General features: G+C 65.6%; 23 protein-coding genes. 16 read left to right on the plus strand and 7 right to left on the minus strand.

Annotation, left to right across the window (positions count from 1 at the left end; all coding sequences use genetic code 11):
• Nucleotides 1-6 precede the first annotated feature (6 nt).
• Nucleotides 7-888, minus strand: a complete 882-nt coding sequence (locus ACLFKU_RS32185; protein ID WP_410851807.1) for a GNAT family N-acetyltransferase — start codon at nt 886-888, stop codon at nt 7-9.
• 290 nt (nt 889-1178) lie between these two features.
• On the opposite strand from ACLFKU_RS32185, the gene ACLFKU_RS32190 reads away from it, so the two are divergent.
• From ACLFKU_RS32190 to ACLFKU_RS32240, 11 genes are all read left to right on the plus strand, one after another.
• Nucleotides 1179-1793 (plus strand): cupin domain-containing protein, encoded by a 615-nt coding sequence (locus ACLFKU_RS32190; protein WP_368585181.1) that lies wholly within the window; start codon nt 1179-1181, stop codon nt 1791-1793.
• 433 nt (nt 1794-2226) lie between these two features.
• Nucleotides 2227-3720, plus strand: a complete 1494-nt coding sequence (locus ACLFKU_RS32195) for an aldehyde dehydrogenase family protein (RefSeq protein WP_368585182.1) — start codon at nt 2227-2229, stop codon at nt 3718-3720.
• Between the two features lie 106 nt (nt 3721-3826).
• On the plus strand, nt 3827-4495 hold the full coding sequence (locus tag ACLFKU_RS32200; protein ID WP_368585183.1) for a haloacid dehalogenase type II: 669 nt from the start codon (nt 3827-3829) through the stop codon (nt 4493-4495).
• A 79-nt stretch (nt 4496-4574) separates the two neighbouring features.
• Nucleotides 4575-5852 carry an NAD(P)/FAD-dependent oxidoreductase gene (locus ACLFKU_RS32205; RefSeq protein ID WP_410851808.1) on the plus strand — a complete coding sequence of 426 codons (1278 nt, stop codon included), beginning with the start codon at nt 4575-4577 and terminating at the stop codon, nt 5850-5852.
• A gap of 77 nt (nt 5853-5929) precedes the next feature.
• Nucleotides 5930-6742, plus strand: coding sequence for a substrate-binding periplasmic protein (locus tag ACLFKU_RS32210; protein ID WP_368585185.1), 813 nt, complete (start codon nt 5930-5932; stop codon nt 6740-6742).
• A gap of 114 nt (nt 6743-6856) precedes the next feature.
• Nucleotides 6857-7513, plus strand: a complete 657-nt coding sequence (locus tag ACLFKU_RS32215; protein WP_368585186.1) for an amino acid ABC transporter permease — start codon at nt 6857-6859, stop codon at nt 7511-7513.
• A gap of 18 nt (nt 7514-7531) precedes the next feature.
• A complete protein-coding gene (locus ACLFKU_RS32220) occupies nt 7532-8308 on the plus strand; it encodes an amino acid ABC transporter ATP-binding protein (protein WP_018435684.1) in 777 nt (258 codons plus the stop codon).
• The gene (locus ACLFKU_RS32225) at nt 8305-8616 is read left to right on the plus strand and encodes a (2Fe-2S)-binding protein (RefSeq protein ID WP_410851809.1); all 312 of its coding nucleotides are present in this window, start codon (nt 8305-8307) and stop codon (nt 8614-8616) included. The genes ACLFKU_RS32220 and ACLFKU_RS32225 overlap by 4 nt, the downstream gene beginning before the upstream one ends.
• A complete protein-coding gene (locus tag ACLFKU_RS32230; protein ID WP_410851810.1) occupies nt 8595-9971 on the plus strand; it encodes an FAD-dependent oxidoreductase in 1377 nt (458 codons plus the stop codon). The genes ACLFKU_RS32225 and ACLFKU_RS32230 overlap by 22 nt, the downstream gene beginning before the upstream one ends.
• The gene (locus ACLFKU_RS32235; protein WP_410851811.1) at nt 9968-11140 is read left to right on the plus strand and encodes an NAD(P)/FAD-dependent oxidoreductase; all 1173 of its coding nucleotides are present in this window, start codon (nt 9968-9970) and stop codon (nt 11138-11140) included. The genes ACLFKU_RS32230 and ACLFKU_RS32235 overlap by 4 nt, the downstream gene beginning before the upstream one ends.
• A gap of 11 nt (nt 11141-11151) precedes the next feature.
• Nucleotides 11152-11556, plus strand: coding sequence for a helix-turn-helix domain-containing protein (locus ACLFKU_RS32240; protein ID WP_410851812.1), 405 nt, complete (start codon nt 11152-11154; stop codon nt 11554-11556).
• A gap of 35 nt (nt 11557-11591) precedes the next feature.
• On the opposite strand, the gene ACLFKU_RS32245 is transcribed toward ACLFKU_RS32240, so the two are convergent.
• The 3 genes from ACLFKU_RS32245 to ACLFKU_RS32255 form a co-directional block, all read right to left on the minus strand.
• Nucleotides 11592-12095, minus strand: a complete 504-nt coding sequence (locus ACLFKU_RS32245; RefSeq protein WP_176110758.1) for an Lrp/AsnC family transcriptional regulator — start codon at nt 12093-12095, stop codon at nt 11592-11594.
• 88 nt (nt 12096-12183) lie between these two features.
• Nucleotides 12184-13584: an aspartate aminotransferase family protein gene (locus tag ACLFKU_RS32250; protein ID WP_410851813.1), complete on the minus strand. Its 1401-nt coding sequence runs from the start codon at nt 13582-13584 to the stop codon at nt 12184-12186.
• Nucleotides 13585-13779: 195 nt separating this feature from the next.
• Nucleotides 13780-14670, minus strand: coding sequence for a GNAT family N-acetyltransferase (locus ACLFKU_RS32255; protein WP_410851814.1), 891 nt, complete (start codon nt 14668-14670; stop codon nt 13780-13782).
• Nucleotides 14671-15165: 495 nt separating this feature from the next.
• Here ACLFKU_RS32255 and ACLFKU_RS32260 point away from each other — a divergent pair, with 495 nt between their 5' ends.
• From ACLFKU_RS32260 to ACLFKU_RS32280, 5 genes are all read left to right on the plus strand, one after another.
• On the plus strand, nt 15166-16746 hold the full coding sequence (locus tag ACLFKU_RS32260; RefSeq protein ID WP_410851815.1) for an ABC transporter substrate-binding protein: 1581 nt from the start codon (nt 15166-15168) through the stop codon (nt 16744-16746).
• Nucleotides 16747-16821: 75 nt separating this feature from the next.
• Nucleotides 16822-17775 carry an ABC transporter permease gene (locus tag ACLFKU_RS32265; RefSeq protein WP_152854452.1) on the plus strand — a complete coding sequence of 318 codons (954 nt, stop codon included), beginning with the start codon at nt 16822-16824 and terminating at the stop codon, nt 17773-17775.
• Complete coding sequence (locus ACLFKU_RS32270) at nt 17772-18764, plus strand: ABC transporter permease (protein WP_410851816.1); 993 nt, start codon at nt 17772-17774, stop codon at nt 18762-18764. The genes ACLFKU_RS32265 and ACLFKU_RS32270 overlap by 4 nt, the downstream gene beginning before the upstream one ends.
• On the plus strand, nt 18764-20722 hold the full coding sequence (locus ACLFKU_RS32275) for an ABC transporter ATP-binding protein (protein WP_410851817.1): 1959 nt from the start codon (nt 18764-18766) through the stop codon (nt 20720-20722). Before ACLFKU_RS32270 ends, ACLFKU_RS32275 begins: the two co-directional genes overlap by 1 nt.
• Nucleotides 20723-20816: 94 nt before the next feature.
• Nucleotides 20817-21197, plus strand: a complete 381-nt coding sequence (locus ACLFKU_RS32280; protein ID WP_368624218.1) for a helix-turn-helix domain-containing protein — start codon at nt 20817-20819, stop codon at nt 21195-21197.
• A 15-nt stretch (nt 21198-21212) separates the two neighbouring features.
• On the opposite strand, the gene ACLFKU_RS32285 is transcribed toward ACLFKU_RS32280, so the two are convergent.
• The 3 genes from ACLFKU_RS32285 to ACLFKU_RS32295 are packed head-to-tail and all read right to left on the minus strand — an operon-like array spanning nt 21213 to nt 24831.
• On the minus strand, nt 21213-23126 hold the full coding sequence (locus ACLFKU_RS32285) for a HutD family protein (RefSeq protein WP_410851818.1): 1914 nt from the start codon (nt 23124-23126) through the stop codon (nt 21213-21215).
• Nucleotides 23123-24055 (minus strand): electron transfer flavoprotein subunit alpha/FixB family protein, encoded by a 933-nt coding sequence (locus tag ACLFKU_RS32290; RefSeq protein ID WP_410851819.1) that lies wholly within the window; start codon nt 24053-24055, stop codon nt 23123-23125. The genes ACLFKU_RS32285 and ACLFKU_RS32290 overlap by 4 nt, the downstream gene beginning before the upstream one ends.
• Nucleotides 24052-24831, minus strand: coding sequence for an electron transfer flavoprotein subunit beta/FixA family protein (locus ACLFKU_RS32295; protein ID WP_410851831.1), 780 nt, complete (start codon nt 24829-24831; stop codon nt 24052-24054). The genes ACLFKU_RS32290 and ACLFKU_RS32295 overlap by 4 nt, the downstream gene beginning before the upstream one ends.
• Nucleotides 24832-24837 lie beyond the last annotated feature (6 nt).

A 24837-nucleotide genomic window follows, 5' to 3' on the forward strand; every position in this document is an offset into this window, starting at 1 on the left:
CGCCGTTTATGCCATCGCCTGATTGATGATGCCGTACGCGCGCCAGGTCGCGTCGGGGGCCGCCTCGCGCGCGTCGGCAGAAGCGTTGCGCACCATCTTTTCGACCGAATCGACGCGCGTCAGGCCGAGGCTCGTCAGCCAGTCGTTGATGCCGGCGTCACCCGGCACGTCGATCCGCACGAAATCGCCGGCATGCTGCGCGAGCCAGTACGAGATCAGCGCGTGGGCGCGCTGATCGTCGGCGGAGCGTTGCGCGACGACCGGCCCGATCGAGTAGCCGCGTCCGAACGGGCGGAACAGCGAGAAGCCGAGTACTTCGCCGTCGCGTTCGAGCACCACGGCTTGCGAGAATTCGAGCAGCGACGGAATCGTCGCGCTGCGCTCGAGGCCGCTCGCACGCGACGCGATTTCGATCAGGCGGGGCGTGTCCGCAGGCGTCGCCGCGCGCAGATGCTCGCCGGGCGGCGGCGCGACGGCGGCCACGCTGCCAGGCGTTCCCTGATACTGGGTGAGTCCGCCGCAGGCGACGAAGCCCAGCTTTTCGTAAAGCGGCTTGCCGGCGAGCGTTGCATGCAGGAAGGTCACGCGGTTGCCGAGTTCTTCTAGCACCAGTTCCATCAGCTTGCGGCCGATGCCGCGTCCCTGTTCGTCCGGCGACACGATCACGAGGCCCAGCGTGCCCCGGTCGGCGCCGAATTTCCAGCACAGCGCGGTGCCGATCACGGTGCCGTTGTCTTCGGCGACGAAGCCGCATCCGGCGTCGTACATGAAGCGCCAGTCCTCGGCGCGGTGCGGCCAACGCACCGCAACGGAGAGGCCATGCGCGGCCGCGATGTCATCGGACGTGAAACGGCGGTAGCGTGGTGATTTCTTCACTATTTTGGACACTGCAAACTCCTGCTGGCGGCGTGGTCAGCCTAGACTTTCGCATTCCCAGCGCTCGCTTCATAGGACGATCTTTTTGTTATTCGAGCGCGCGCGTGGTCGGGCTCGATCCGCGTCGGCCAGTCACGCGCAGCGCAACCGCGCAGGTATTTTGTCGTTCACTCCGATGGTGCTATATTCAATATAATGATGGAAATTGCACGACCGTTCGGTGTGGTGAAGCGGCCAAAGCTTCTTCGCATGCCACGGCGCGTGTCCGGCACAACAATCGCAACGTCATCGACAGGAAACCCATGCAGCGAACACAGATCAGCAGGAAACGCGCGGCCGACCCGGGTCACGGCGACGTCGGCACTCGTCTGCGCGCGCTGCGCGTCGCGCAGGGGCTGTCGATCAACGAGCTGGCGATGCGCGCGGGCGTATCGGTAGGCACGGTCAGCCAGGTCGAGCGCAACAAGGCCAATCCGTCGGTGCGGATTCTCGAACGCCTGCGCCAGGCGTTGGAGGTTCCGCTCACCGCGCTGCTCGAAGAAGACGACGCGGTCTCGGACCCGGTCACCGGCGATTTCGTGCGCAAGGCGGCCGAGCGGCCGCTGTTCGAAGTCGGCACGAACGGCATGCAGAAAGAATTGTTGTCGCCGCACGGCGATCACGATTTGCAGATGATGATCATCATGCTGCCGGCCGGTTCCCGTTCGGAGGAAGTGCTGGTCGGCATCGGCGAGAAGGCGGGGCTGGTGCTGGAAGGCACTGTCGTGCTGAACGTCGGCGACCGGCGCTCCGAACTGCGCGCGGGCGACAGCTTCCAGTTCAAGAGCACGGTGCCGCACAGTGTGCACAACGAAAGCAAGAAGACCGCGCGTTTGCTATGGATCATGAATACGCAGCCGCCCGTGATTCATCTTTGATCCGTCTGTAGTTCGAGCCGCGTGCCGTGTGGCGCGCGACTCTGTCCTTCCTCTCTTTCCCCCGATCGTTCCGATGCGTCGCGTCCGGTTCAGCTGGACCTCGGCTGACCTCGACGCCTTTCATTCCCTGTTGCCCTTTTCGGTTTTGCGTTGCACGAACGGCGGGACGCGCTCGCACGGGCCTGCCGCTTATGTGCGCCGGTGCCGCAGCGCCTTCTGCGCGGCAGGCAACCTATCGCAGCGCACAACGAACTTTTCATAAAGTTTATTTTTGACCACTAGTATTTCATTTGATGTTCATTAAAATGAACTTCATCCGATGTTCGTTCATTCGGTGGTCGCGAAGGCGAACAGCAGTGCCGGGTGGTGCCGGAATCATCAGTGCGTTGACGCACGCGGTCCCACAAACTTGAACCTACAGATCAGGCCAGGCATGTCCATTCCGTCACTCGATTTCGATCCTTCAACCGTTCAGTTGCCGCAGGGGCATTTCATTGGCGGTGCGTACTATTCGGCGGGCGAGGCGCAGATCGCCGTTCAACGGCCCTCGGATGGCGCTCTGCTCGGCCATGTGCCGGATGCGTCGGACGCGACCGTCGATTACGCAGTGAGCAATGCGCTTGCTGCATGGAAGACGAGCGGCTGGGGCACGCGTTCTCCGCGTGAACGCGCGAAGGTGCTGAGCCGCTGGGCCGAACTGATCGATCGCGATGCGGTGAGCCTCGCCCAACTCGAGACGGTCAGCTCGACGCGCCCGGTGGCGGAAAGCTACGCGTCCGACGTGCCGTTCACCGCCGAAGCGATCCGCTTTTTCGCGGAGCTGGCCGACAAGCTCGGTGGCGATATCGCGGCCACGCGTCGCGACAGTCTCGGCTTTATCGCATCGGAGCCGTACGGCGTGATCGGTGCGATCACACCATGGAATTTCCCGCTGTCGATGTGTTCATGGAAGTGCGGCCCCGCGCTCGCGGCGGGCAACGCGGTCGTGATGAAACCGTCGGAAATGACGCCTTATTCGACCCTGCGAATTGCGGAACTCGCGATCGAAGCCGGCGTGCCGCCCGGCATCTTCAACGTGGTGAACGGCCGTGGCGCGACGGCGGGCGCGGCGCTGACGCGTCACCCGGGCATCTCGAAGATGAGCTTCACGGGTTCGACCCGCACGGGCGCCGCGATCATGAGCGACGCCGCGATGCACGGCACCAAGCCCGTCACGCTGGAACTCGGCGGCAAGAGCCCGCAACTCGTGTTCGAGCATGTGCGGGACCTCGAACATACGGCGCGCTGCGTCGCCCGCGGCTTTACCGCCAACGGCGGGCAGGCCTGCGTGGCCGGTACGCGGCTGATCGTGCACGAGCGCATCGCCGAGCCGCTGATCGCCGCGATTGAACGGCAACTGCGGCCGATCAAGCCAGGTCCGCTGTGGGACAGCCGCACCGCTTATTCGCCGATCATCAGTGCGCCCCAGGCGCGGCGCATCGAAGCGCTGGTCGAGCAGAGCCGCGAGGGCGGCGCGGAAGTGATCTTCGGCGGCGGCTTTTACGAAGGCACCGCAGAAGGCTATTTCCACCGCCCCACACTGATCGCCAATGTGACTGCGGAGACACCCGCCGTGCGCGAGGAGCTGTTCGGCCCGGTGTTGACGGTACAGACATTCAAAGACGAGGAAGAGGGCATCGCGCTCGCCGCACATCCGATCTACGGTCTCGCGGCGGGTGTCCATAGCAGCGACATCGGCCAGGCGCTGCGGGCGATGCGCCGCATCGCGGCGGGCACGATCTGGATAAACCGCTACGGCCGCAGCGGCGACATGATCATTCCGACGGGCGGCTTCGGCCAATCCGGTATCGGCAAGGATCTCGGCCGCGAGGCAATGGTGGCCTGCATGCGGCACAAGAGTGTGCTGATCGATTTCGAAACGTTGTGAACAATCGCGTTACACCGGCTTTACGCAAGCAGCAACCGCATCGATTCAACCCGAAACTGAACCCCGAGCCTGCGAACAGGTTCGCCACGACGACAGGATGTTGACCATGATCGATTTCGAACCGAAGTACATCACTTTCGACTGCTATGGCACGCTGACCAACTTCCAGATGGGCCAGACCGCGCGGCAGCTTTACGGCGACAAGCTGGACAAGGCGAAGATGGACGAGTTCGTCGAATTCTTCCGTGGCTACCGCCTCGACGAAGTATTGGGCGCATGGAAACCCTACCGCGACGTGGTCGTGAACTCGGTGCGCCGCACCTGCGAACGCACCGGCGTGCCGTTCGACGAAGCGACCGCGCAGAAAATCTACGAAGCCGTGCCGACCTGGGGCCCGCACGCGGACGTGCCCGAAGGGCTGTCGCGACTGGCCAAGAAGTACAAGCTGGTGATCCTTTCGAACGCGTCGAACGACCAGATCCACAGCAACGTCGACAAGCTCGGTGCGCCGTTCCACAAGGTCTACACCGCGCAGCAGGCGCAGGCGTACAAGCCGCTGCAGAAAGCCTTCGAGTACATGTTCTCGCAACTGGACTGCAATCCCGAAGACGTGCTGCACGTGTCGTCGAGCTTCCGCTATGACCTGATGACCGCGTACGACATGGGCATCAAGCACAAGGCGTTCGTCAACCGTAGCCACGAGCCGCTGAACCCGTACTACGGCGTCAACGAAGTGTCGGGCATTCCGCAACTGGCGTCGCTGCTCGGTCTCTGATCGATAGCTTCGGCCCTATGGCGACATCGCTTCCCGTGCGCAAGTGAGCGGCGCACCCAACCGACAGGAATGCATCACGATGAAGCTCGACTCCTACTGGCTCGACACCGCGCCACGGTTTACCGGAGGCACCCAGAGCCCACTGCCGCAGCGGGTGGACGTGGCCGTGGTCGGCGGCGGCTTCACCGGACTGTCGGCGGCGTTGGAACTCGCCAAACGCGGCAAGTCGGTGATCGTGTTCGAGGCGGGCAGGCTCGCGGCGCAGGCATCGGGCCGTAACGGCGGCCATTGCAATACGGGCGTCGCGCAGGACTACGCCGCGTTGTCCGCGCGCATCGGCAGCGAGCGCGCGGCGGAGTTCTATCGCGCGTATGCGGGCGCCGTCGAGACGGTGAAATCGATCATCGCGGAAGAGCGGATCGACTGCGATTTGCGCCACTCCGGGAAGATCAAGCTCGCGGCGAAGCCACAGCATTTCGCGTCGCTTGCGAAGTCGTACGAGGTGTTGCGGCGCGAGGTCGATCCTGATGTCGAACTGGTGCCGCCCGAGCAGATCCGCAAGGAGATCGCGTCTGACAGCTTTTTCGGCGGTCTCGTGCAGCGCAACGGGATGCAGATGCACATGGGCAAATTCGGCGTGGGTCTCGGCGCGGCGGCGGCACGCCGCGGCGCGCTGATCTACGAGAACGCGCCGGTGACGAACCTGGAACCACTCGGCGGCAGCGCGTTCGACGTGCAGTGTCCGCTCGGCACGGTCCGCGCCGAACGCGTGCTGATCGCCACGGGCGCGTCGCAGGTCGGTCCGCTGCAATGGTTCCGGCGCCGCATCGCACCGGTCGGCAGCTTCATCGTCGCGACCGAGCCGCTCGGCAAGGACCGCCTCGATGCGTTGTTGCCGACGCGTCGCTCGTATGTGACGACGCTGAACATCGGCAACTATTTTCGGGCCACGCCTGACGAGCGTTTGCTGTTCGGCGGCCGCGCGCGCTTTGCGATGTCGAACCCGCGTTCGGACGAAAAGAGCGGGCGGATTCTGCGTGACGGGCTCGCCCGATATTTCCCGCAACTGGCCGATGTGCGCATCGATTACTGCTGGGGCGGCCTCGTCGACATGACGGCCGACCGCCTGCCGCGCGCGGGACAGCATGAAGGACTGTTTTATTCAATGGGCTACAGCGGTCACGGTGTGCAGATGTCCGTGCACATGGGTCGACTGATGGCCGACGTGATGTTCGGCGCCGCCGCGCGCAATCCGTGGCGAACGCTCGAATGGCCCGCGATTCCAGGACACTTCGGACGCGCGTGGTTTCTGCCGCTGGTCGGCGCGTATTACAGGTTGCAGGATGTACTGCATTGAACGGATCGACTGATCGCTACTGTCAGATGCCAGGGCAGCGCGCAGATTGAAAAACACTATTCCCAAAGGAAATCCCCATGTTGCGTTTCATGTTCCAGCCTGCTTCCGCCGTCCGTTTCAACACCGTGCAGCGCTTTGCCGCGGGCGCGGGCCTCGCGATGACGATGATGTTCGGCGCCGCCCACGCCGCCCACGCGGCCGAAGGAGCGACGCTGACTGCAGGCTCGCCGCCGTCGAGCGCACCGACCACGTTCATGAACGTCAAGACCCAGAAGATCGAAGGTCTGATGCCGGACGTCGTGAAGGAGATCGGCAAGCGCGAGGGCTTCAATGTGTCGTACGACGCGGTGCCGTTCTCGGCGCTGATCCAGTCGGTGGTATCGGGCAAGATCGACATCATCGTGGCCGGCATGACGCCGACGCCGAAGCGCGCCGAAGTGGTCGATTTCTCGCAGCCGGTTACGGCGTTCGGCGAAGGCATCATCGTGAAGGAGAGCAACAAGGCCGTCTATCACTCGGTGCAGGACATGAAGGGCATGACGGTCGGTGCGCCGACCGGCACCGACTATGGCGATCAGTTGAAGAAGCTCGGGATCTTCACCGAAGTGAAGATGTACGACAGCCCGGCCGACATGACGCGTGACGTCGCGCTTGGCCGCATCGTCGCAGGCTTCAACGACTATCCGATCCTGAAGGCCCAGGAGGCGGCGGGCGCGATGGCGGGAACGCGGGTCGAAGATGCCTATGTGCCGATGGAAAAGTTCGACATCGCGATAGCGGTGAAGAAGGGCAACAGTGCGCTGATGGCGAAGATCAACGACGCACTGACGAAGATGAAGGCCGACGGCACGCTCGACACGATCCTGAAGAAGTGGCACCTCACGAGCTGATTCGCTTCTCGTGACAGGAGGCGGGCCCGCCACGACACGGGACCCGCCCCGCGATGTTCGCCGCCCAGCGGCGCGGCGGACTGAACGAATGCAAACAGCAAGGGAAGGCACGACATGCGCTGGCAAGATATAGCCGACTTTGTACCGATTCTGCTGCAAGGCGCGATGATGAGCATCATCATCACGCTGGGTTGTCTGCTGTTGAGCACCGTGCTCGGCCTGGCCTGGGCGCTGTTGAAGATGTCGCGCTATCCGCACGTGGTACGCGGTGTGAGCGCGATGATCAACGTCGTGCGCGGTCTGCCGATGATCGTGCTGCTGTTCTACATCTACTTCGTGCTGCCGGATATCCACATCCAGGTATCGGCGTTGCAGGCAAGCATCATCGGGCTGGGTTTCGGTTACTCGACCTACGTCGCGGAAATCTTCCGCGCGGGTATCGAGGCGGTCGATCCGGGCCAGTACGAAGCCGCGCAGTCGATCGGCATGGGTCGCGTGAAGACGATGGTACGGGTGATCCTGCCGCAGGCGATCAAGGTGGCTCTGCCACCGTACAGCAACACGCTCGTGATGATGCTGAAGGACTCGTCGCTTGCATCGACGATCACGGTCGCCGAAATGACTCGCGAAGGCCAGTTGATCGCGTCGTCGACGTTTCAGAATCTGACGGTGTACACACTCGTCGCGCTCGGCTACCTGGCGATGAGCCTGCCGCTGATGAGCATGACCCGCAATCTGGAACGACGATTCGGTCGGCACAGGGCCAGGTAAGTGCGAAGCGAGGACGCGATGATCGAAATCACGAATGTGCACAAGAGTTTTGGCTCCGTACCTGTTCTCAAGGGCATTTCGCTCAACGTGAACCAGGGCGAAGTGGTCTGCCTGATCGGTGCGTCGGGCTCGGGAAAATCAACCCTGCTGCGATGCATTAACGCGCTGGAGTCCTACGACGAAGGCGAGATACGCCTGCTCGGCGAGCGCGTCGAGCAGCGCGCGCGCAACATCAACCAGTTGCGCACCCAGGTCGGCATGGTGTTTCAGCGCTTCAATCTGTTTCCGCACCGCACCGCGCTCGAGAACGTGATGGAAGGGCCCGTGCACGTCAAACGCCTTGCGCGTGCGCAAGCGCAACGCGAAGCGTCCGAACTGCTCGACAAAGTCGGGCTCGGCCACAAGCTGCACGCCTATCCTCATCAGCTTTCGGGAGGGCAGCAGCAACGGGTGGCGATTGCCCGCTCGCTCGCGATGAAGCCCAAGGCGATCCTGTTCGACGAGCCGACCTCGGCGCTCGATCCGGAACTGGTCGGCGAAGTGCTCGGCGTGATGCGCACCCTTGCGCGCGAAGGCATGACGATGCTGGTCGTCACGCATGAAATGGGCTTTGCGCGTGAAGTGGCGGACCGGGTGTGCTTTCTGCACGCGGGACTCATCATCGAGGAGGGCACCGCGCAGCAGGTGCTGGGTTCGCCGCGGGAGGCGCGTACCCGCGAATTCCTGCGCCACGTGCTGAGCAATCGCAGCGACGCTCACGTGTCACCGGACGGCATGGCGGGAGCCGCGGCATGAACGGCAGATTCGTACGCTTGGGCGAGACGGCTCGCGCCAAAGTCGAGCTGACGATCGACGGTGAGACCGTCGAAGCGCTGGCCGGCGACACGTTGCTCACCGCGATGCTGTGCTCGGTGCGGCATGTGCGGCGGTCCGAATTCGGTGCTGAAAAGCGCGCCGGCTTTTGCCTGATGGGCGCGTGCCAGGATTGCTGGGTATGGACCGCGGACGGCGAGCGGCTGCGCGCCTGCACCACCGTGGTCGAAGCAGGCACGCGCGTCGTCACGACGCAACCGGAGGGCCCATGGGCGAACCTCGCATCGTAATCGTCGGCGCCGGGCCCGCAGGGGTGCGCTGCGCGGAGACATTGCTGGCGGCCGGCATCCGCCCGATCGTCGTCGATGAAGGTCGGCGCGATGGCGGGCAGATCTACCGGCGCCAGCCCGACGGCTTCACGCGGCCGTACGCGAAGCTGTACGGCACTGAAGCCGCGCGCGCGGAGGACCTGCATCGCAGCTTCGAGCGACTGCGCGCGCAGATCGATTACCGTCCTCAGACGCTCGCGTGGAACGTTGCGCAAGGCAAGCTGCATATCGTGCACGAAGGACACGCGAGTTCGTTGGGCTACGACGCGCTGATCCTGTGCCCCGGCGCGACGGACCGGCTCATGCCGGTCAAAGGCTGGCAGTTCGCCGGGACCTACAGCCTCGGTGCCGCCCAGATCGCACTGAAGTCGCAGGCCTGCGCGATTGGCCGCCAGGTCGTATTCATCGGGACCGGCCCACTGCTGTATCTGGTTGCGAACCAGTATGTGCAGGCGGGCGCCAAGGTAGCAGCGGTACTCGACACGTCGACGACCGGTGCGCGGCTGCGTGCGCTGCCCAAATTGCTGGCGCGCGTCGACGTGTTGCGCAAGGGCCGCGCGCTCGTGGCGGCATTGAAGCGCTCGGGCGTGCGGGTCGAAAACGGCATCGAGCCGCTCGAAATTGTCGGCACGCCGGACGACGGCGTGCTTGGCGTCCGCTTTCGCGATGCGCGCGGCAACGTCGCGCAGATCGATTGCGACGCGGTGGGGCTCGGCTATCACCTGCGTCCGGAAACCCAGTTGGCCGACCTTGCGCGCTGCGCGTTCCGTTTTGATGCGCCGACGCGGCAATGGGTGCCGCAAATCGATGAACTCGGACGTGCTACCGAAAAGGGCGTCTACATCGCCGGTGATGGTGCGCGCGTGCTCGGCGCGGATGGCGCGGAGATCGCCGGACGGCTCGCAGCCTACGCTGCACTGAGCGATCTCGGGCGTGCGGTGCCGGCCGCGACGCTCGCCACGTTGACGCGCGAACAGCGCAAAATGGAGCGCTTCCGGCGCGGTCTCGCTGAAGCGTTTGCGTGGCCTGGCGGGCAGGCGGCCCGTCTGTCCGACGATACGATCGTTTGCCGGTGCGAAGGCATCACCGCCGGCGAACTGCGCCGCGTGGTGCGCGACGAAGGCGCGCAGGAAGCGAACCGCGCCAAAGCGTTCAGCCGCGTCGGCATGGGACGCTGCCAGGGACGTTACTGCGGCCATGCGGGCGCCGAGGTGATCGCGGCGGCCGCGCACGTGCCGCTCGAGCAGGTTGGCAGGCTTCGCGGGCAGGCACCCGTGAAGCCGCTGGCCATCGCAACCGTGGAGGATACCGAATGAACCGCGCACAAGCCGATGTGCTGATCGTGGGCGGCGGGTTCATGGGTGCCTCCGCCGCATTTTTTCTGAGGCAACGGGGCCGCTCGGTGATCCTGCTCGAGCGCCAGCTCGTTGGTCAGCAGGCGAGCGGTACCAACTTCGGCAACGTGCGCCGGCAAGGGCGCTTTCTGCCGCAACTGCCGCTTGCGAACCGTTCGCGCGAAATCTGGGGGCGTCTGCCCGAACTGATCCAGCACGACGCCGAGTTTCTGATGTCCGGCCATGTGCGCGTCTGTTATCGCGAAGAGCAGGCCGATCAGTTCGAAACGTATGCGAAGGAGGCCGCGCACTACGGTCTCAAGCTCGATCTGCTGCGCGGCGACGCGCTGCGCGCACGGTTTCCGTTTCTCGGTGCCGAGGTGCTGGCGGGCTCGTACTCGCAAATGGACGGGCACGCGAATCCGCGGCTCGCGGCGCCCGCGTTTGCTCGTGCGGCGGCGCGGCTCGGCGCGCAGATCGTCGAAAACTGCGATGTCGTGACAGTCGAAAAAGAGGGCGCCGAGTTTCGCGCGACGAGCGCAGAGGGCCGTACCTTCCATGCCCCGGTGCTGCTGATCACAGCGGGCGCGTGGGGCAATCTGCTCTCGGAGCAGTTTGGCGAAGCGGTGCCGATCGCCGTCAACGGCCCGCAAATGGCTGTGACCGAACCTGTGCCGTATGCGATCCAGCCGGTGGTCGGCGTGTCGTCGCCGCAAATCGAGGAGGTCGTGTACTTCCGCCAGGTCGCGCGCGGCAATATCGTGATCGGCGGCTGCGCGCGTGCGCCGGCGTATCTCGACGAACGCCGCGCGAAAGTCCTGCCGCAAAGCACGTTGCTGCAGTTCAGGCAGTTGCAGCGCGTCGCGCCGATGCTGCGCAGGCTGAACATCATCCGGGTATGGAGCGGCGTCGAAGGCTATATGCCCGACGACCGGCCGATCATGGGCGCGAGCGGTACGACGAGCGGCCTGTTCTATGCGTTCGGTTTTTGCGGCGCGGGGTTCCAGCTGGGGCCGGGCGTCGGCGACACGATGGCTGAACTGATCGACACGGGCGCGACCAGCACGCCGCTCGAGCCGTTCGACATCCGCCGCTTCGCGGCCGGCCGGGGCGCTTCGCCGGCGGCTCCTGCCGCGTCGCGCGTTGTGTGAGCGGAGCGTCGATGCTGAGCCCGAGCCGAACCTCGTCGTCATCATCGGCGCCCGATCTCGCGGGCGCGAACCGCCATGCGCCACGTGTGCCGGATCGAGTGAGCCGCGCCGTCGAGCGCGCGGTCAACTTCATCGATGCATGTTTCGCCGAGCCGATCAGCCTGGCCGAAATGGCCGCCGTCGCGGAGCTGAGCATTTCGAGGTTTGCGGTGCGCTTCAGCGCGGAGATTGGCGTGTCGCCGCAGCAATACGTGAGGCTGGTGCGGGTACGGCATGCGCAACGCCTGCTGCGGCGAGGCATGCCGCCGTCGATCGTCGCGGCCGAGGTGGGCTTCTTCGATCAAAGCCATCTATGCCGGCATTTCAAGCGCGTGCTTGGCAGAACGCCGGGTGAGTGGCTGAGCACCAACGGCTGATTGCAACCTGAAAGCTCACCGGGCCCGCGACCGTTTCATTGATGCCGTTGCGAGAACAGTGTTTCCAGCGGGTATTCGGATTTCACGAATGGCGTCTTGATGATCACGTAGCTGAAATACTTCTCGATGCCGATGTCGCGCTCCAACAGTCCTTCGATCACACTCTGATAGTGATTGACGCTGCGCGTGACGAACTTCAGCAGATAATCGTATCCGCCGCTCGCCAGATGGCATTCGATGATCTCCTCCACGGGGCGGATCGCCGCCTCGAACTTGGCGAAGTCCTCGCGGCGATGGTCGGCAAGCGTGACCTCGGTGAACACGATCTGCACGTCGCCGAGTTTCTGCAGCTGGATGTGTGCGCCGTAGCCGACGATATAGCCGGCCTTTTCAAGCCTTTTCACGCGAATCAGACAGGGGCTCGGCGAGAGCCCCACGGCGTCAGCAAGCTCGACGTTCGTGATGCGGCCTTTTTTCTGCAGTTGCGAAAGAATACGCAGGTCGATCCGGTCCAGCTTCGTGTCGCCGCTTGTCGTCATGTATCGGTCTGCCCGTCGAAGGTTCTGCTTTTCGCTGCATCGCGCTTCGCGTGAGTCAAGCGACGCGCAGGCCGATGTTATCACGCGCTCAGGCGGCTGCGCGGCTCGCGCCGCGCAACGCGGCACGCACCTCCGCATGGTCGAGCACTTCGTCGAGCGTGCGCCGCAAACGGCCGAACAGCTGGTCGAATTCCGCCTCGCCGAAGCAAAGCGCGGGCGCGAAACCGAGGATGCTGTCGCCGAACGCGCGGAACACGAGCCGGTTGCGGTAGGCCGCTTCGGCGATCCGGTCCGGCAGCTTCAGCGACGCATCGAAGCGTGCGCGCGAACCCTTGTCGGCGACGAGTTCGAGCGCGCCGAGCAGGCCCCGATGACGCGAGTCGCCGACCAACGGATGATCGAGCAGCGCGTCGAGTCCGGCGGCAAAACGCGGCGCCTGCGCAATACCGTTAGCGAGCAGACCACCCTCCTGATAGAGACGCAGCACTTCGAGGCCGATCGCGGCGCTGACCGGATGCGCGGAGTAGGTCTGGCCGTGACCGACCACTGCGGTATCGCGCGCATCGCCCGCGATGCCCTGGTAGATTTCGTCGGACATCAGCACCGCGCCCATCGGCGCATAGCCCGAGGTCAGCCCCTTCGCCACCGTCATCAGATCCGGCTCGACCTGTTCCGCCTCGCATGCGAACAATGGGCCGGTACGACCGAAGCCCGTGATGACTTCGTCGGCGACGAACAGAATGTCGAGACGGCGGCACGCGTCGCGCATCGCCTTCAGCCAGCCGACCGGCGGCACGATCACGCCGCCCGACCCCTGGATCGGCTCGCAGAAGAACGCGGCGACGTTCTCCGCGCCGAGTGAGGCCACCTTCGCTTCGAGCGCGGCGACCGACGCGGCGATCAGTGCCTGCGCGTTGTCGCCTTGCGGCTGACGGTATGCATAGGGCGACGGCAGGTGGTGCTGGTGCGGCAGCGGCAGATCGAAGTTGCGGTGAAACGCGGGCAGCGCGGTGAGCCCCGCGCCGACGCTCGACGATCCGTGATAACCGCGCTCGAGCGCGATCATCTGCTTTTTCGCCGGACGCCCCGTCGCGTTGAAGTAATGCGTGATGAAGCGGACAGCCGAGTCGATCGCATCGGAGCCGCCGAGCGTGAAGTAGACGTGCTGCAGCGAAGCGGGGGAGAGCGCAACCAGCTTTTCGGCCAGTTCGATGGCGGGTTCCGACGAGAAGTGGAAGTAGGTGGTCGCGTAGGGCAGCTTCGTCATCTGCCGCGTCGCCGCCTCGACGATGCTCTGCTGGCCGTAGCCGACGTTCACGCACCACAGGCCCGCAAACGCGTCGAGCAGTTCGTTGCCGTCGATGTCGCGCAGATAAGCGCCGTGTCCGGATTCGAGTACGGTGGTGCCCCGCGCTTCGTGCGCGCGGTAGTTGATGACCGGGTGAATCAGATGCTTGCGGTCGGCGTCGATGAGCGATGTTCTTGACATGGTGGTATTTCCCCGCAGGTTGCGATCAGGTGAGCGGCACCCCTTGATAGTAGCGAGAGCCGCATGCGAGCCGTTCCGCCAAAAAAATGCGCAAAGAGCGCAAGCGCAGCGTTTTCTACCCCACAGACGGCATTTTCTGCCGCGCGTGCTTAATAGCGACGCAAACGCGAGTTCAGCCGAGCGTTCGTGGCCGCGTCAGGTCAGCGACTGCGTGATCACCGCATACTGACGTAGCGGGCCGTCGCCGCGGCTGGGCTCGGAACGGGGTTGCGCGGATGCGATCCGCCGCATCCTGACGACCGTCTCCGTGGGTGCGAGGCCGAGGCCGGTTAGCCACGTTCGCAGGCCTTGCCCGTGCGGCACGTCGATGCGGACCAGCGCGCCTTCGTTCAGCGCGAGCCAATGACGGATCAGCGCTTTGGCGTGCACGGCGCCCGGGCTCGCGCCGGCGACCACGGGGCCGATCAGGAAACCGCGCCCGAAGCGACGGAACATCGAGAAGCCGAGTAGTTCGCCGTCCCGATCAAGCGCGATACCGTCGGCGAGGTCGAGCAGTGGCGGCAGCACGTGGCTGCGGTCGAGACCGCTCGCGCGCGATGCCAGCTCGACGAGTTGCACGGCGTCGCTCGCGCCGAGCGGGCGCAGCCGCTCGTTGGCGGCCAGCGCGACGAGCGGCGGACGGAACGCCGCGCCCTGCATCTGGTCGAGTGCGCCGCAGGCCTCGAAGCCGAGCGCGTCGCACATGGGCTGGGCAGCGTCGGTCGCATAGAGCGTGATGTCGCGCGTGCCGATCTCGTCGAGTGCGTAAGCGAGCAGTGTGCGGCCGATACCCAGGCCGCGATGCTCCTGCGCGACGATCAGCATCCCGAGCGTCGCCTGATCCGCGCCGAACTTCCAGCACACGACGGTGCCGACCAATGCGCCTGCCGTCTCGGCGACGAAACCGATTCCCGTGTGCGCGGAGAATCCCCAGTCTTCACGGCGATGCGGCCAGCCGATCGCGGCGGACAGGCGTTGTGCGGCGGGCAGGTCGTTGGCGGTCAGGCGTCGGTAGGTGACAAGTGCGTGCGTGGTTGAATCGGGCACGGGGTGCTCCGTGATTTGTCGGCCGTGCCGCGACTGTTGCACGTTGCTCGCGCGTTGACTAGTACGAACTTCTCATCGTCGTGCGTGCCGCGCCCGGCGAGGCGCCGCTGCGCCCGTGCCGGGCATGCCACGCGAAATGTGTGGTTCGGTCGTGCAGATTGCGTGCGGCGTGCTGAAACGGCCAATTTTGTCGGTGCAATCCGCGGTGCGCTCGCCGCTACGATGATGTGCATGCACCGACGCCTCGCTTCGAAGATCGCACACGGCGCCGGGCTCGCGCGTCAGGGTCAACGCCAGGAGCGGCAAATCATGCTGTTTGGACCACCCAAAACCATGTTTTCGAATGGTCGAATCCAGCGATACGCGATCAACGCCATTTTTTGCGGTGCTTAAATCGATTCATGCAGTGCCGCCGCGCCGCGACCAGCACGCGGAGCGCCGTCGAACACCAATGCTGGATATCCCGCGTTCAATCACCAGTGAGGAGCAGTTCGCATGTACGACGACGAAATCAAAACGGGCGGTTTCAGCCGCCGCGACATGATGCGTTTGCTGGCTGCCGGCGGCTTGCTCGCCACCGGCGCGGGAGGCTTGCTGGCGGGCGCTCGCCCGGCGCTTGCGGCAGCCGCGCCGAAGAAAGGCGGCAAGATCCGGGTCGCCTACGACTCATCGTCGACCGCGGATACGCTCGACCCGGCCAAGGGATCGGCAGGTGCAGACTACATCCGCTTCTTCATGTTTTACAGCGGCCTGACGCAACTCGACAGTTCGCTGACGCCGCGGATGAACCTCGCCGAAGCGGTGGACACGAGCGATGCGAAGGTGTGGGTGATCAAGCTGCGCAAGAGCGCGACCTTCCACGATGGCAAGCCGCTTGCGCCCGCCGATGTCGTCTACTCGCTGATGCGTCATAAGAATCCGGCGACTGCTTCGAAGGTGAAGACGCTGGCCGATCAGTTCGTGGAAGCGAAGCAGACCGGCCCCAACGAAGTCACACTGACGCTCGCGTCGCCCAACGCGGACTTGCCGGTGATTCTCGCCACGCCGCAATTCGTGATCATCAAGGACGGCACGACGGACTTCACGACGGCCGTCGGCACCGGCCCGTACAAGGTGAAGACGTTCAAGCCCGGCGTCTCGACAGTCGGCGTGCGCAATGACAACTTCTGGAAGACGGGCGGCGGCCCCTACCTCGACCAGATCGAGCTGATCGGTATCGGCGACGACGCGGCGCGCATCAATGCGCTGCTGTCCGGCGATGTCCACCTGATCAACGCGGTCGATCCGCGCTCGACGCAGCGCATTGCCGCGACGCCGGGCTATGAGGTGCGCGAGACCAAGTCGGGTCTCTATACCGATCTGATCATGCGACGCGACAATCCGCTGACCGGCAACCCCGATTTCGTGCAGGGCATGAAGTATCTGTTCGATCGTGACCAGGTCCGCACGGCGGTGTTCCGCGGCTATGCGGTGGTCGGCAACGATCAGCCGATTCCACCCAGCCACCGTTACTTCAATGCGTCGCTGCCGCAGCGGCCGCACGATCCGGACAAGGCGAAGTTCTACTTCCAGAAAGCCGGAGCGATCGGGACGGCGTTGCCGCCGATCTATGCGACGACCGACGCGAACGGCTCGATCGAAATGGGCGTGCTGCTGCAGCAGTCCGCCGCGAAGATCGGCGTGAACCTGAACATCAACCGCGTGCCGGCCGACGGTTACTGGTCGAACCACTGGATGAAGCATCCGCTCGGGTTCGGCAGCGTCAATCCCCGCTCGAGCGCCGACGTGCTGTTCACGCAGTTCTTTAAGTCGGACGCGCCGTGGAACGAGTCGGGCTGGAACAACCCGAAGTTCGACCAGCTGCTGGTCGCCGCGCGCTCGGAAACCGACGATGCGAAGCGCAAGCAGATGTACGGCGACATGCAGGTGCTGGTAGCGGAGCAGGGCAGCATCGGCATTCCGACCTTCCTGAGCCTGCTCGATGCGAACGATAAGCGCCTGCAAGGGCTTCAACCCATACCTACCGGCGCGATGATGGGCTTCAGCTTCGCCGAGTACGTGTGGTGGAACGCGTAATACGCGCAAGCGCGCGCACGCGCCGGGCGTCGCCCCGGCGCGTGCCCCAAAGCCTCAACCGAGGAGGTCATGCCTATGAACGGGAATATCGCCCAGTTGATCGGCCGGCGCATTGGCGTCACCGCGCTGACGCTGGTGATCGTCTCGATCATCATCTTCGTGATCACCAATCTGTTGCCCGGCGATGCCGCGCAGGCCGCACTCGGCCAGTCGGCGACGGCCGAAACGGTCGCGGCGCTGCGCCAGCAGTTCGGTCTCGACCAGCCGGCTTACCTGCGGTACTTCCATTGGCTCGTCGGTCTGCTGCACGCGAACTTCGGCGTGTCGCTATCGAATAATCTGCCGGTCTCCGAGCTGATCGAAGGGCGCTTGCCGAAGTCGCTGACCCTCGCGGCGATCACCACCGCGGTGTCGGTGCCGATCGCGGTGTCGGCGGGCATCCTGGCGGCGGTCAAGCGCGACTCGCTGATCGACCGCATCGTGAGCCTCGGTACGCTGTCGCTGGTCGCCACGCCCGAGTTCCTGATCGCGACGCTCGCGGTGCTGGTGCTGGCCGTCAAGCTGCACTGGCTGTCCGCGCTGTCGTACAGCGGCGACATTGAGAGCCTGCACGACTTTCTGCGCGCGTATGCAATGCCGGTCGTAACCCTCTGCGCAGTCGTGATTGCGCAGATGGCCCGCATGACCCGCGCCGCGGTGATCGAGCAGCTCAGTTCGTCGTACGTGGAAATGGCGATGCTGAAGGGCGCGAGCCCCGCGCGCGTGGTACTGCGCCACGCACTGCCGAATGCGATCGGCCCGATCGCCAACGCGATCGCGCTGAGCCTGTCTTATCTGCTGGGCGGCGTGATCGTCGTCGAGACCATCTTCAACTATCCGGGCCTCGCGAGCCTGATGGTCGACGCGGTGAGCAACCGCGACTTCCCGCTCGTGCAGGCCTGCACGCTGCTGTTCTGCCTCGGCTACCTGATGCTCGTGCTGCTAGCCGACCTGTGCGCCATCATCTCGAACCCGAGGCTGCGGACATGACGACTCTTCGACCTTCTTCCGATTCGTCTCACCCACTCGGCGCGCTCGAGCCGGTGCAGCGCAGCAGCATGCTGCCGCAGGGCGCGGAGCCACCACGGTCATGGCGTGGCGGCGGCGCTCCGGCGCCGCGGCCAGTGCACCGTCGCAGCGTCGCGCAGCGCATGAATCTGTCGACCGGCGGCTGGATCGGTCTCGCGATGGTGAGTTGCGCGCTGTTCGTCGCGGCGTTCGCGCCGTGGATAGCGCCGCACCCGGTTGGCGCGATCATCACGCCCGACGTCTTCGCTGGCTTCAGCGCGAAGCTGCCGCTCGGCTCCGACTACCTGGGCCGCGACATGCTGACCCGCATCATCTACGGCATGCGGCTGACGGTCGTGCTGGCGCTCGCCGCGGCGCTGCTCGCGGCGCTCACCGGAACGATGCTGGGCTTGCTCGCGGCCGTCGCCGGCCGCCATATCGACGAAACCATGAGCCGGCTGCTCGATGCGGTCACCTCGATTCCGTCGAAGATGTTCGCGCTGATGATCGTCGCCGCGTTCGGCTCGTCGCTGCCGTTGCTGATCGCGACAGCGGCCATCAGCTACATGCCGGGCTCGTACCGGATCGCCCGCTCGCTCGCGGTCAATATCGGCACGCTCGAATATGTGCAGGTCGCCCGGGCGCGCGGAGAAAGCGCGCTTTACATCGCGTGCTTCGAGATGCTGCCGAACATGATCCACCCGATGCTCGCCGACACCGGGCTGCGTTTCACCTTCGTCGTGCTGCTGCTGAGCAGCCTGAGCTTTCTCGGCCTGGGCGTGCAGCCGCCGTATGCCGATCTCGGTTCGCTGGTGCGCGAGAACATCGCCGGTCTCGGTGAAGGCGTGCCCGTGGTGATCCTGCCCGCGATCGCAATCGCGGTGCTGACGGTCGGCGTGAACCTGCTGATCGACGGACTGCCGCATCGTGGGCGCCGCAAGCACATGCCCGATGCCGATGGAGGTCATTGATGAAGGGACACCTGTTCAGACGTGCTCACGCGGACTTTACGGCCGCCTCGCAGACCGCGTCGTTACCTTCGTCCAATCTGGTCGAAGTGCGGGGCCTGCGCGTGGTGGGAAGCCGCCCCGGCGAGCCTGATACGACGATCGTGCACGACATCGACTTCGAGATTGCGCGCGGCGAGGTGCTCGCCTTGATAGGCGAATCGGGCTCGGGCAAGACCACGATCGCGCTGTCGCTGATGGGCCATGCTCGCAGCGGCTGCCGCATCGCCGGCGGCTCGATCCGGGTCGGCGACACTGACGTGCTCGGACTCTCGCCGAAACAGCTCGAAGGATTGCGCGGCCGCAAAGTTGCGTATATCGCGCAAAGCGCGGCGGCCGCGTTCAACCCGGCACGCTCGATCATGGACCAGGTGATCGAAAGCGCGCTGATTCACGGCACGCTCAGCAAGCGCGCCGCGCAGGCAAAAGCGGTTGAACTGTTCCGCGCGCTCGCGCTGCCGGACGCGCAGAAGATCGGCCAGCGTTACCCGCACCAGGTGTCGGGCGGCCAGTTGCAGCGGCTGATGGCGGCGATGGCGCTGATCACCGACCCCGCCCTCGTGATCCTCGACGAGCCGACCACGGCGCTCGACGTCACGACGCAGATCGACGTGCTGCAAGCGTTTCGCGGCGTGATCCGGCAATGCGGAATGACCGCCGTCTATGTGTCGCACGATCTGGCGGTGGTCGCGCAGATGGCCGATCGGATCGTGGTGCTCAGCAACGGTGAGATTCGCGAAACGGGCCGCACCGAGCAGATTCTGCATACGCCGGCCCATCCATATACGCAGAGCCTGATTGCCGCGGTAACGCTAGTCGCTCCCGCTGGATCGACCGCGGCCGCGCTGGACGCGTCGCAATGCAATGCTGGGCCGCTGCTCGAACTGCGCGGGCTGACGGCCGGCTACGGCGGCACCGACGCGCACGGCTGGCCGCACAAGGTCATTCTGCGCGACGTCGACCTCGCGATCGGCCGTGGCCAGACGGTGGGCGTGATCGGCGAATCGGGTTCGGGCAAGACCACGCTCGCGAAGGTGATCGCGGGGCTGGTGCCGATGGCGCGCGGCAAGCTGCTGCTCGATGGTGAGCCGCTTGCCGCCAACCTGAACCGTCGCAGCCGCGAACAGTTTCGCTGTATCCAGATCGTGTTCCAGAACGCCGACACGGCGCTCAACCCGACCCATACCGTCGAGCGCACGCTGGCGCGCCCGTTGAAGTTCTATCACGGTATGAAGGGCGAGGCGGCGCGGCGTCGCGTCGCCGAACTGCTTGGCCTGGTGCGCCTGCCAGCCGAACTGGCGCTGCGTCGCACCGGGGAGTTGTCGGGCGGGCAAAAACAGCGCGTGAATCTCGCGCGGGCGCTGGCCGCCGAACCCAAGCTGATCCTTTGCGACGAAGTCACTTCCGCGCTCGATACGGTGGTCGGCGCAGCCATTCTCGAACTGCTGCGCGATCTGCAGAAAAAGCTCGGCGTGTCGTATCTGTTCATCACGCACGACATCGCCAAGGTGCGCGCGATCAGCGACGACATCGTCGTGCTGTACGCAGGGCACCGCGTCGAGGCGGGTAACCGCGACGCGTTGTCGGCGCCGCCGTACCACCCGTATTCACATCTGCTGGTGTCGTCCGCGCCGGAACTTCGCGCCGGCTGGCTCGAAGAAGCGGGCGAGCGCTGTCATCAGACGCTGCCGCCGATCGGCGAGCCGGCCAATGAGCCGCAGCTATGCACGTTTCTCGCACGTTGTCCGATGCGCATCGATGGGGTCTGCAACCGCACGCCGCCGGCCGCGCGCACGCTCGAGAGCGGCGCGCAGGTGCTGTGCCATCGCAGCGAAGCGGAACTGCAGCAGTACCAGAACGGACCGCCGGACGGCGCTACTGCGGCTGGTGGGCTCGCGCAGTCCGTCACGCTGCGCGTCTGATGGCCAACTCGCGCTTCGCGATGACGGCATCCGCCGTGTCGAATCGGTGTCGTCGGAGCGGCGCGCATGATTTTGTGGCCCGAAGGGATACGACATGACTGGAATCTTCGACTACACCGCCAGCGGCACGACCGTGGTGATGTCGCGTGCGATCAGGCGGGCCGTGGCTTTTATCGAAAGCTCGTTCGCGCAGCCCGTCAGTCTTGCGACGCTCGCGGCGACGGCGGGCTTGAGTGTGTCGCGCTTTGCGACGCTGTTCCGCAAAGAAGTGGGAATCTCGCCGCATCGTTATGTGTGTTTGGTGCGGATCCAACACGCCAAGCGGCTATTGCGCGACGGCGTCCCGCCGTGTGAGGTCGCGACCGAGGTCGGGTTTTTCGATCAGAGTCACCTTGGCCGACATTTCCGGCGCGCGGTCGGCGTGACGCCGGGGCATTTCGTCGCTTCGCCGGAGGCGGTCAGCGCGTGCCGATAAGGTCCTGGACAGAAGCTAAGGAGCGAACGCCGAGCTAGCGGAGTCGTCGATCCGCAGCAGACGGCCCGCGTTGGCGATCACGATGAACGTGCCGACGTTGTGCAGGATCGCTGCCCACACTGCGCCGAGCATGCCGGTCGCGGCGAGCGCGATCACCGCGAGCGTCCACGCGAGGCCGATCGCCGCATTGGTCGTCGCCGTGCGCCGGCATTGCCGGCCGAGGCGGATGCAGGTCGGAATCCGCCGCAGATCGTCGCCCAGCAGCACGATGTCGGCCGACGCGATCGCAATGTCGACGCCGCGCTCGCCCATCGCGATGCTCGTCGAGCCGGCCTTGATCGCCAGCACGTCGTTCAGTCCGTCGCCGACGACGAGCGGATGCAGGCCCGCGCCGATCTCGCGCATCACGTAATCGAGCTTGTCGTGCGGCAGCGCCTGCGCGACCACCGTCTCGATACCCGTCTCGGCCGCGACTTTGCCGGCGACGCGCTCGAGGTCGCCCGTCAGAAGCGTCTGCCGCGCGAGGCCCAGCGTCCGCAGCTCGGCGAGCGCTTCGCGCGCGTCGGGCCGCAACGTGTCGGCAAAACCGAACCACGCGAGCAGCCGCCCGCCGAGCACGAGTCCGACGAGCGGCCCGTCGAAACCGTCAGGCGCCGGCGGCAAGTCACCGGCATGGTCGGCCAGCAGTGTGGGCCGGCCGAGTACCGCCGTGCCGGCCGGCGTGTCGGCGATGACGCCGAGCCCGCGCAATTCCCGCGTGCGTTCGAACGGCGCAACAGCGGCGCTCGTGAGGCCGGACGCAACGGCATCACGGACGAGCGCGCGGCTCGCAGGATGCGCGCTGCTTTCGCCGAGCCGCGCGGCCAGCGCACGCGCCTGCGCGGCGTCGACACCGGGCTGCAGCCACACCTGCCGGACCTCCAATTCCGCGCGGGTGAGCGTGCCCGTCTTGTCGATCACGAGCGAATCGACTTCGGCGATCTTGTCGAGGAACGCGGCATTGCGAAACAGGATGCCGTGCCGCGCGCCGACCGCGATCCCGGCAATGGCCGTGGACGGCGCGGCGAGCACCAGCGCGCACGGGCACGCGGCCACGATGACCGCGAGCATCGCCGATGCATTGGCGGACGTGAACCAGACGATCGCGGCGATCAGCAGGACGAGCGCGAGATACGCGCCCATATGCCGCTCGAGCACCTGCGTGACGGGCGGTTTGGCCTGCTCCGCATGCTGCATCAGCGCGATGATCTTGCCGAGCGTCGAATCCTTGCCGGCGTGAGTGACCTGGATGCGCAGCACGCCGTCGAGATTCAGTGCGCCGCCATAAACGGCGCTGCGGTCGATTTCCTCGCGTCGTCCGTCGATCCAGATGCCTGTCATCGGCTGCAGCGACACGCCGTTGAGCAGCGCGCTCGTCACGCCCCATTGTCCTTCGACGCACAAGACGAGCTGCGTCGAAGCTGCGGTGATCCGCAGCGAGTGCGAGGCGACATTGACGCGGGCCTGGCAAGCGCCGCGCCGCGTCATCACGTTCAGTACCTCGACCGGTCGGGCGGGCACGCTCGCCCAGATCAGCAGATCGCCGGAGAACTGCACGGGCTGTCCCGGGCGCGCGAACCACGCGCCATCCTGCGAATGCAGATTGAGCGCGCCGTCATCGAGCAACAGCAGCGTGCGATCGAGTCCCGGAAATTGCGAGAACCTGGCGGGACCATTCAGTGCGGCGAGGCTGACGCGCCACTCGATGCCGCCATCGTCGCTCGCGCGTTTGGCGATGGTGCGCGTGATGCCGCCGCCGTTCGCCCACGTTTCGGGCGCGAGTTGCGCGCCGTCGAAGAAATGAATCGAGTGCTGCGAGGGTGGCTTCCCGAAGCTCGCCGAGGCACGGAGCGGGGCGCCGCGTTGATCCGGATGCGTGAAGTCCGTCATGAGGTGCCCCGTGCGCCGACGTACGCTTCCAGGTCGCGCATCGTCTCGAACAAATCGCCGACGAACCCGATGTCGGCGACGGAAAAGATCGGTGCGTCGGGGTCCTTATTGACGGCGACGATGAGCTTCGAGTCCTTCATGCCGGCCAGATGCTGAATCGCGCCGGAGATGCCGAAGGCCAGGTAAGCATCGGGCGCGACCGTTTTGCCGGTCTGTCCGACCTGTGCGGCGTTGGGCGCGTAACCGGCATCGACGGCGGCGCGCGAGGCGCCGAGAGCGGCGCCGATGCGCTCGGCCAGGGTGCCGAGCCGCGCCATGTTTTCTTGCGACGCGAGGCCCCGGCCGCCTGCCACGACGACGCGCGCAGTCGATAGATCGTGGCCCGCCTGCTGCGTCGCCTGTCGTTCCACGAGGCTTGTCTTTTCAAACGCAGGCACGGCATCGAGCGTCACGATCGACGCGTTCCCGCCCGCACGTTCGACCGGCGCAAACGACGACGCGCGAAACGTCGCGAACGTGAGCGCCGTTTCGCTTGCCACGGTCGCCAGCACGCTGCCCGCATACAGCCCACGCACGAAACAGCCATCGTTCGCGAGTCCGAGCGCGTCAGGCACGAACGCGCTGCCGGTCAACGCGGCCGCGCGCGGAAACGCGCCGCGCGCCAGCGGCCGATGGGCGGCGGCAATCAGCGAATAGCCGGTGCACACGCTGCGCAATTGAGCGGCGAGACTTTCCGGCGTCGCCACGCCGTCGTAGCGGCTGCTCAGCACGCGTGCTACGCCGGGGATCTGCGCGGCCTCGTTGGCGGTCTCGGCATCGAACGTAAGCACGTCGAGCGGCGCGCCTCGCTGAGAGACAGCGCCGATTACGCGCAGCGTGGCGTCGCTGATCGAGCCGTGATCCGATTCAGCCAGTACCAGAGTTTTCATACGATGGCTCCTGCGCGGTCGAACACGCGATGCGCCGCGAGCGCATCGAGCAAAGCCGCGGTATTCGCGACCTTCACGCCCGCCTGCCGCGCGGGCGGATCGCGCAGCTCGACGATCCGGCTTTGCGGCGTGAGCGTGACGCCGAGCGTGGCCGCGTCGAGGGTCGCGACAGGCTTCTGCCTGGCCTTCACGATGTTCGGCAAGCTCACGCGCCGAGGCTCGGCCAGGCGCAGGTCCGCGCTGACGACCGCCGCGCCGTCGAGCTGCCATGTCGCGGTGCCCGAGTCGTCGCCGCAGGTCACGCGCCAGCCGGAGCCGTGGGCGACGATGGCGCTCGCGTCGAGCGCCTGCGGCCAGTCGAGCAGGCCCGCGAGCATCGCGGCGACGCCGCCCGTATCGTCGTCGATGGCCTGCTTGCCGCAGATCACGAGGCCGAATGCATCGCCGTGCGCCGACAGATACGCGCGCAGCAGGCGCGCGACAGCCAGCGAGTCCAGCGACGTGGCAGCCGCGCCCGTATCGAGCAGGACCGCGTTGTCCGCGCCCATCGCGAGCGCCGTGCGCAGCACGTCCTGGCTATTGGCCTGCCCGCAGGTGATGACGGTCACCTGCGAGGCGTGACCCGCTTCCTTCAGTTGCAACGCCTTTTCCAGCGCGCACTCGTCGAAGGGATTGAGCGACATCTTCAGGCCGTTCGTGTCGATCGCGCCGCCGGCGCCGACTCGCACGCGCACGTTCGGATCGACCACGCGTTTGACGGGGACGAGAACCTTGATGGACAT

This window comes from Paraburkholderia sp. EG304 (assembly GCF_046543485.1).
Classification (GTDB): domain Bacteria; phylum Pseudomonadota; class Gammaproteobacteria; order Burkholderiales; family Burkholderiaceae; genus Paraburkholderia; species Paraburkholderia youngii.

Excerpts from the sequence above, each read along its gene's own strand:
- ACLFKU_RS32190 (WP_368585181.1), top strand. The coding sequence starts at position 1,179 with ATGCAGCGAACACAGATCAGCAGGAAACGCGCGGCCGACCCGGGTCAC.
- ACLFKU_RS32195 (WP_368585182.1), top strand. The coding sequence starts at position 2,227 with ATGTCCATTCCGTCACTCGATTTCGATCCTTCAACCGTTCAGTTGCCG.
- ACLFKU_RS32200 (WP_368585183.1), top strand. The coding sequence starts at position 3,827 with ATGATCGATTTCGAACCGAAGTACATCACTTTCGACTGCTATGGCACG.
- ACLFKU_RS32205 (WP_410851808.1), top strand. The coding sequence starts at position 4,575 with ATGAAGCTCGACTCCTACTGGCTCGACACCGCGCCACGGTTTACCGGA.
- ACLFKU_RS32210 (WP_368585185.1), top strand. The coding sequence starts at position 5,930 with ATGTTGCGTTTCATGTTCCAGCCTGCTTCCGCCGTCCGTTTCAACACC.
- ACLFKU_RS32215 (WP_368585186.1), top strand. The coding sequence starts at position 6,857 with ATGCGCTGGCAAGATATAGCCGACTTTGTACCGATTCTGCTGCAAGGC.
- ACLFKU_RS32220 (WP_018435684.1), top strand. The coding sequence starts at position 7,532 with ATGATCGAAATCACGAATGTGCACAAGAGTTTTGGCTCCGTACCTGTT.
- ACLFKU_RS32225 (WP_410851809.1), top strand. The coding sequence starts at position 8,305 with ATGAACGGCAGATTCGTACGCTTGGGCGAGACGGCTCGCGCCAAAGTC.
- ACLFKU_RS32230 (WP_410851810.1), top strand. The coding sequence starts at position 8,595 with ATGGGCGAACCTCGCATCGTAATCGTCGGCGCCGGGCCCGCAGGGGTG.
- ACLFKU_RS32235 (WP_410851811.1), top strand. The coding sequence starts at position 9,968 with ATGAACCGCGCACAAGCCGATGTGCTGATCGTGGGCGGCGGGTTCATG.
- ACLFKU_RS32240 (WP_410851812.1), top strand. The coding sequence starts at position 11,152 with ATGCTGAGCCCGAGCCGAACCTCGTCGTCATCATCGGCGCCCGATCTC.
- ACLFKU_RS32245 (WP_176110758.1), bottom strand. The coding sequence starts at position 12,095 with ATGACGACAAGCGGCGACACGAAGCTGGACCGGATCGACCTGCGTATT.
- ACLFKU_RS32250 (WP_410851813.1), bottom strand. The coding sequence starts at position 13,584 with ATGTCAAGAACATCGCTCATCGACGCCGACCGCAAGCATCTGATTCAC.
- ACLFKU_RS32260 (WP_410851815.1), top strand. The coding sequence starts at position 15,166 with ATGTACGACGACGAAATCAAAACGGGCGGTTTCAGCCGCCGCGACATG.
- ACLFKU_RS32265 (WP_152854452.1), top strand. The coding sequence starts at position 16,822 with ATGAACGGGAATATCGCCCAGTTGATCGGCCGGCGCATTGGCGTCACC.
- ACLFKU_RS32270 (WP_410851816.1), top strand. The coding sequence starts at position 17,772 with ATGACGACTCTTCGACCTTCTTCCGATTCGTCTCACCCACTCGGCGCG.
- ACLFKU_RS32275 (WP_410851817.1), top strand. The coding sequence starts at position 18,764 with ATGAAGGGACACCTGTTCAGACGTGCTCACGCGGACTTTACGGCCGCC.
- ACLFKU_RS32280 (WP_368624218.1), top strand. The coding sequence starts at position 20,817 with ATGACTGGAATCTTCGACTACACCGCCAGCGGCACGACCGTGGTGATG.
- ACLFKU_RS32285 (WP_410851818.1), bottom strand. The coding sequence starts at position 23,126 with ATGACGGACTTCACGCATCCGGATCAACGCGGCGCCCCGCTCCGTGCC.
- ACLFKU_RS32290 (WP_410851819.1), bottom strand. The coding sequence starts at position 24,055 with ATGAAAACTCTGGTACTGGCTGAATCGGATCACGGCTCGATCAGCGAC.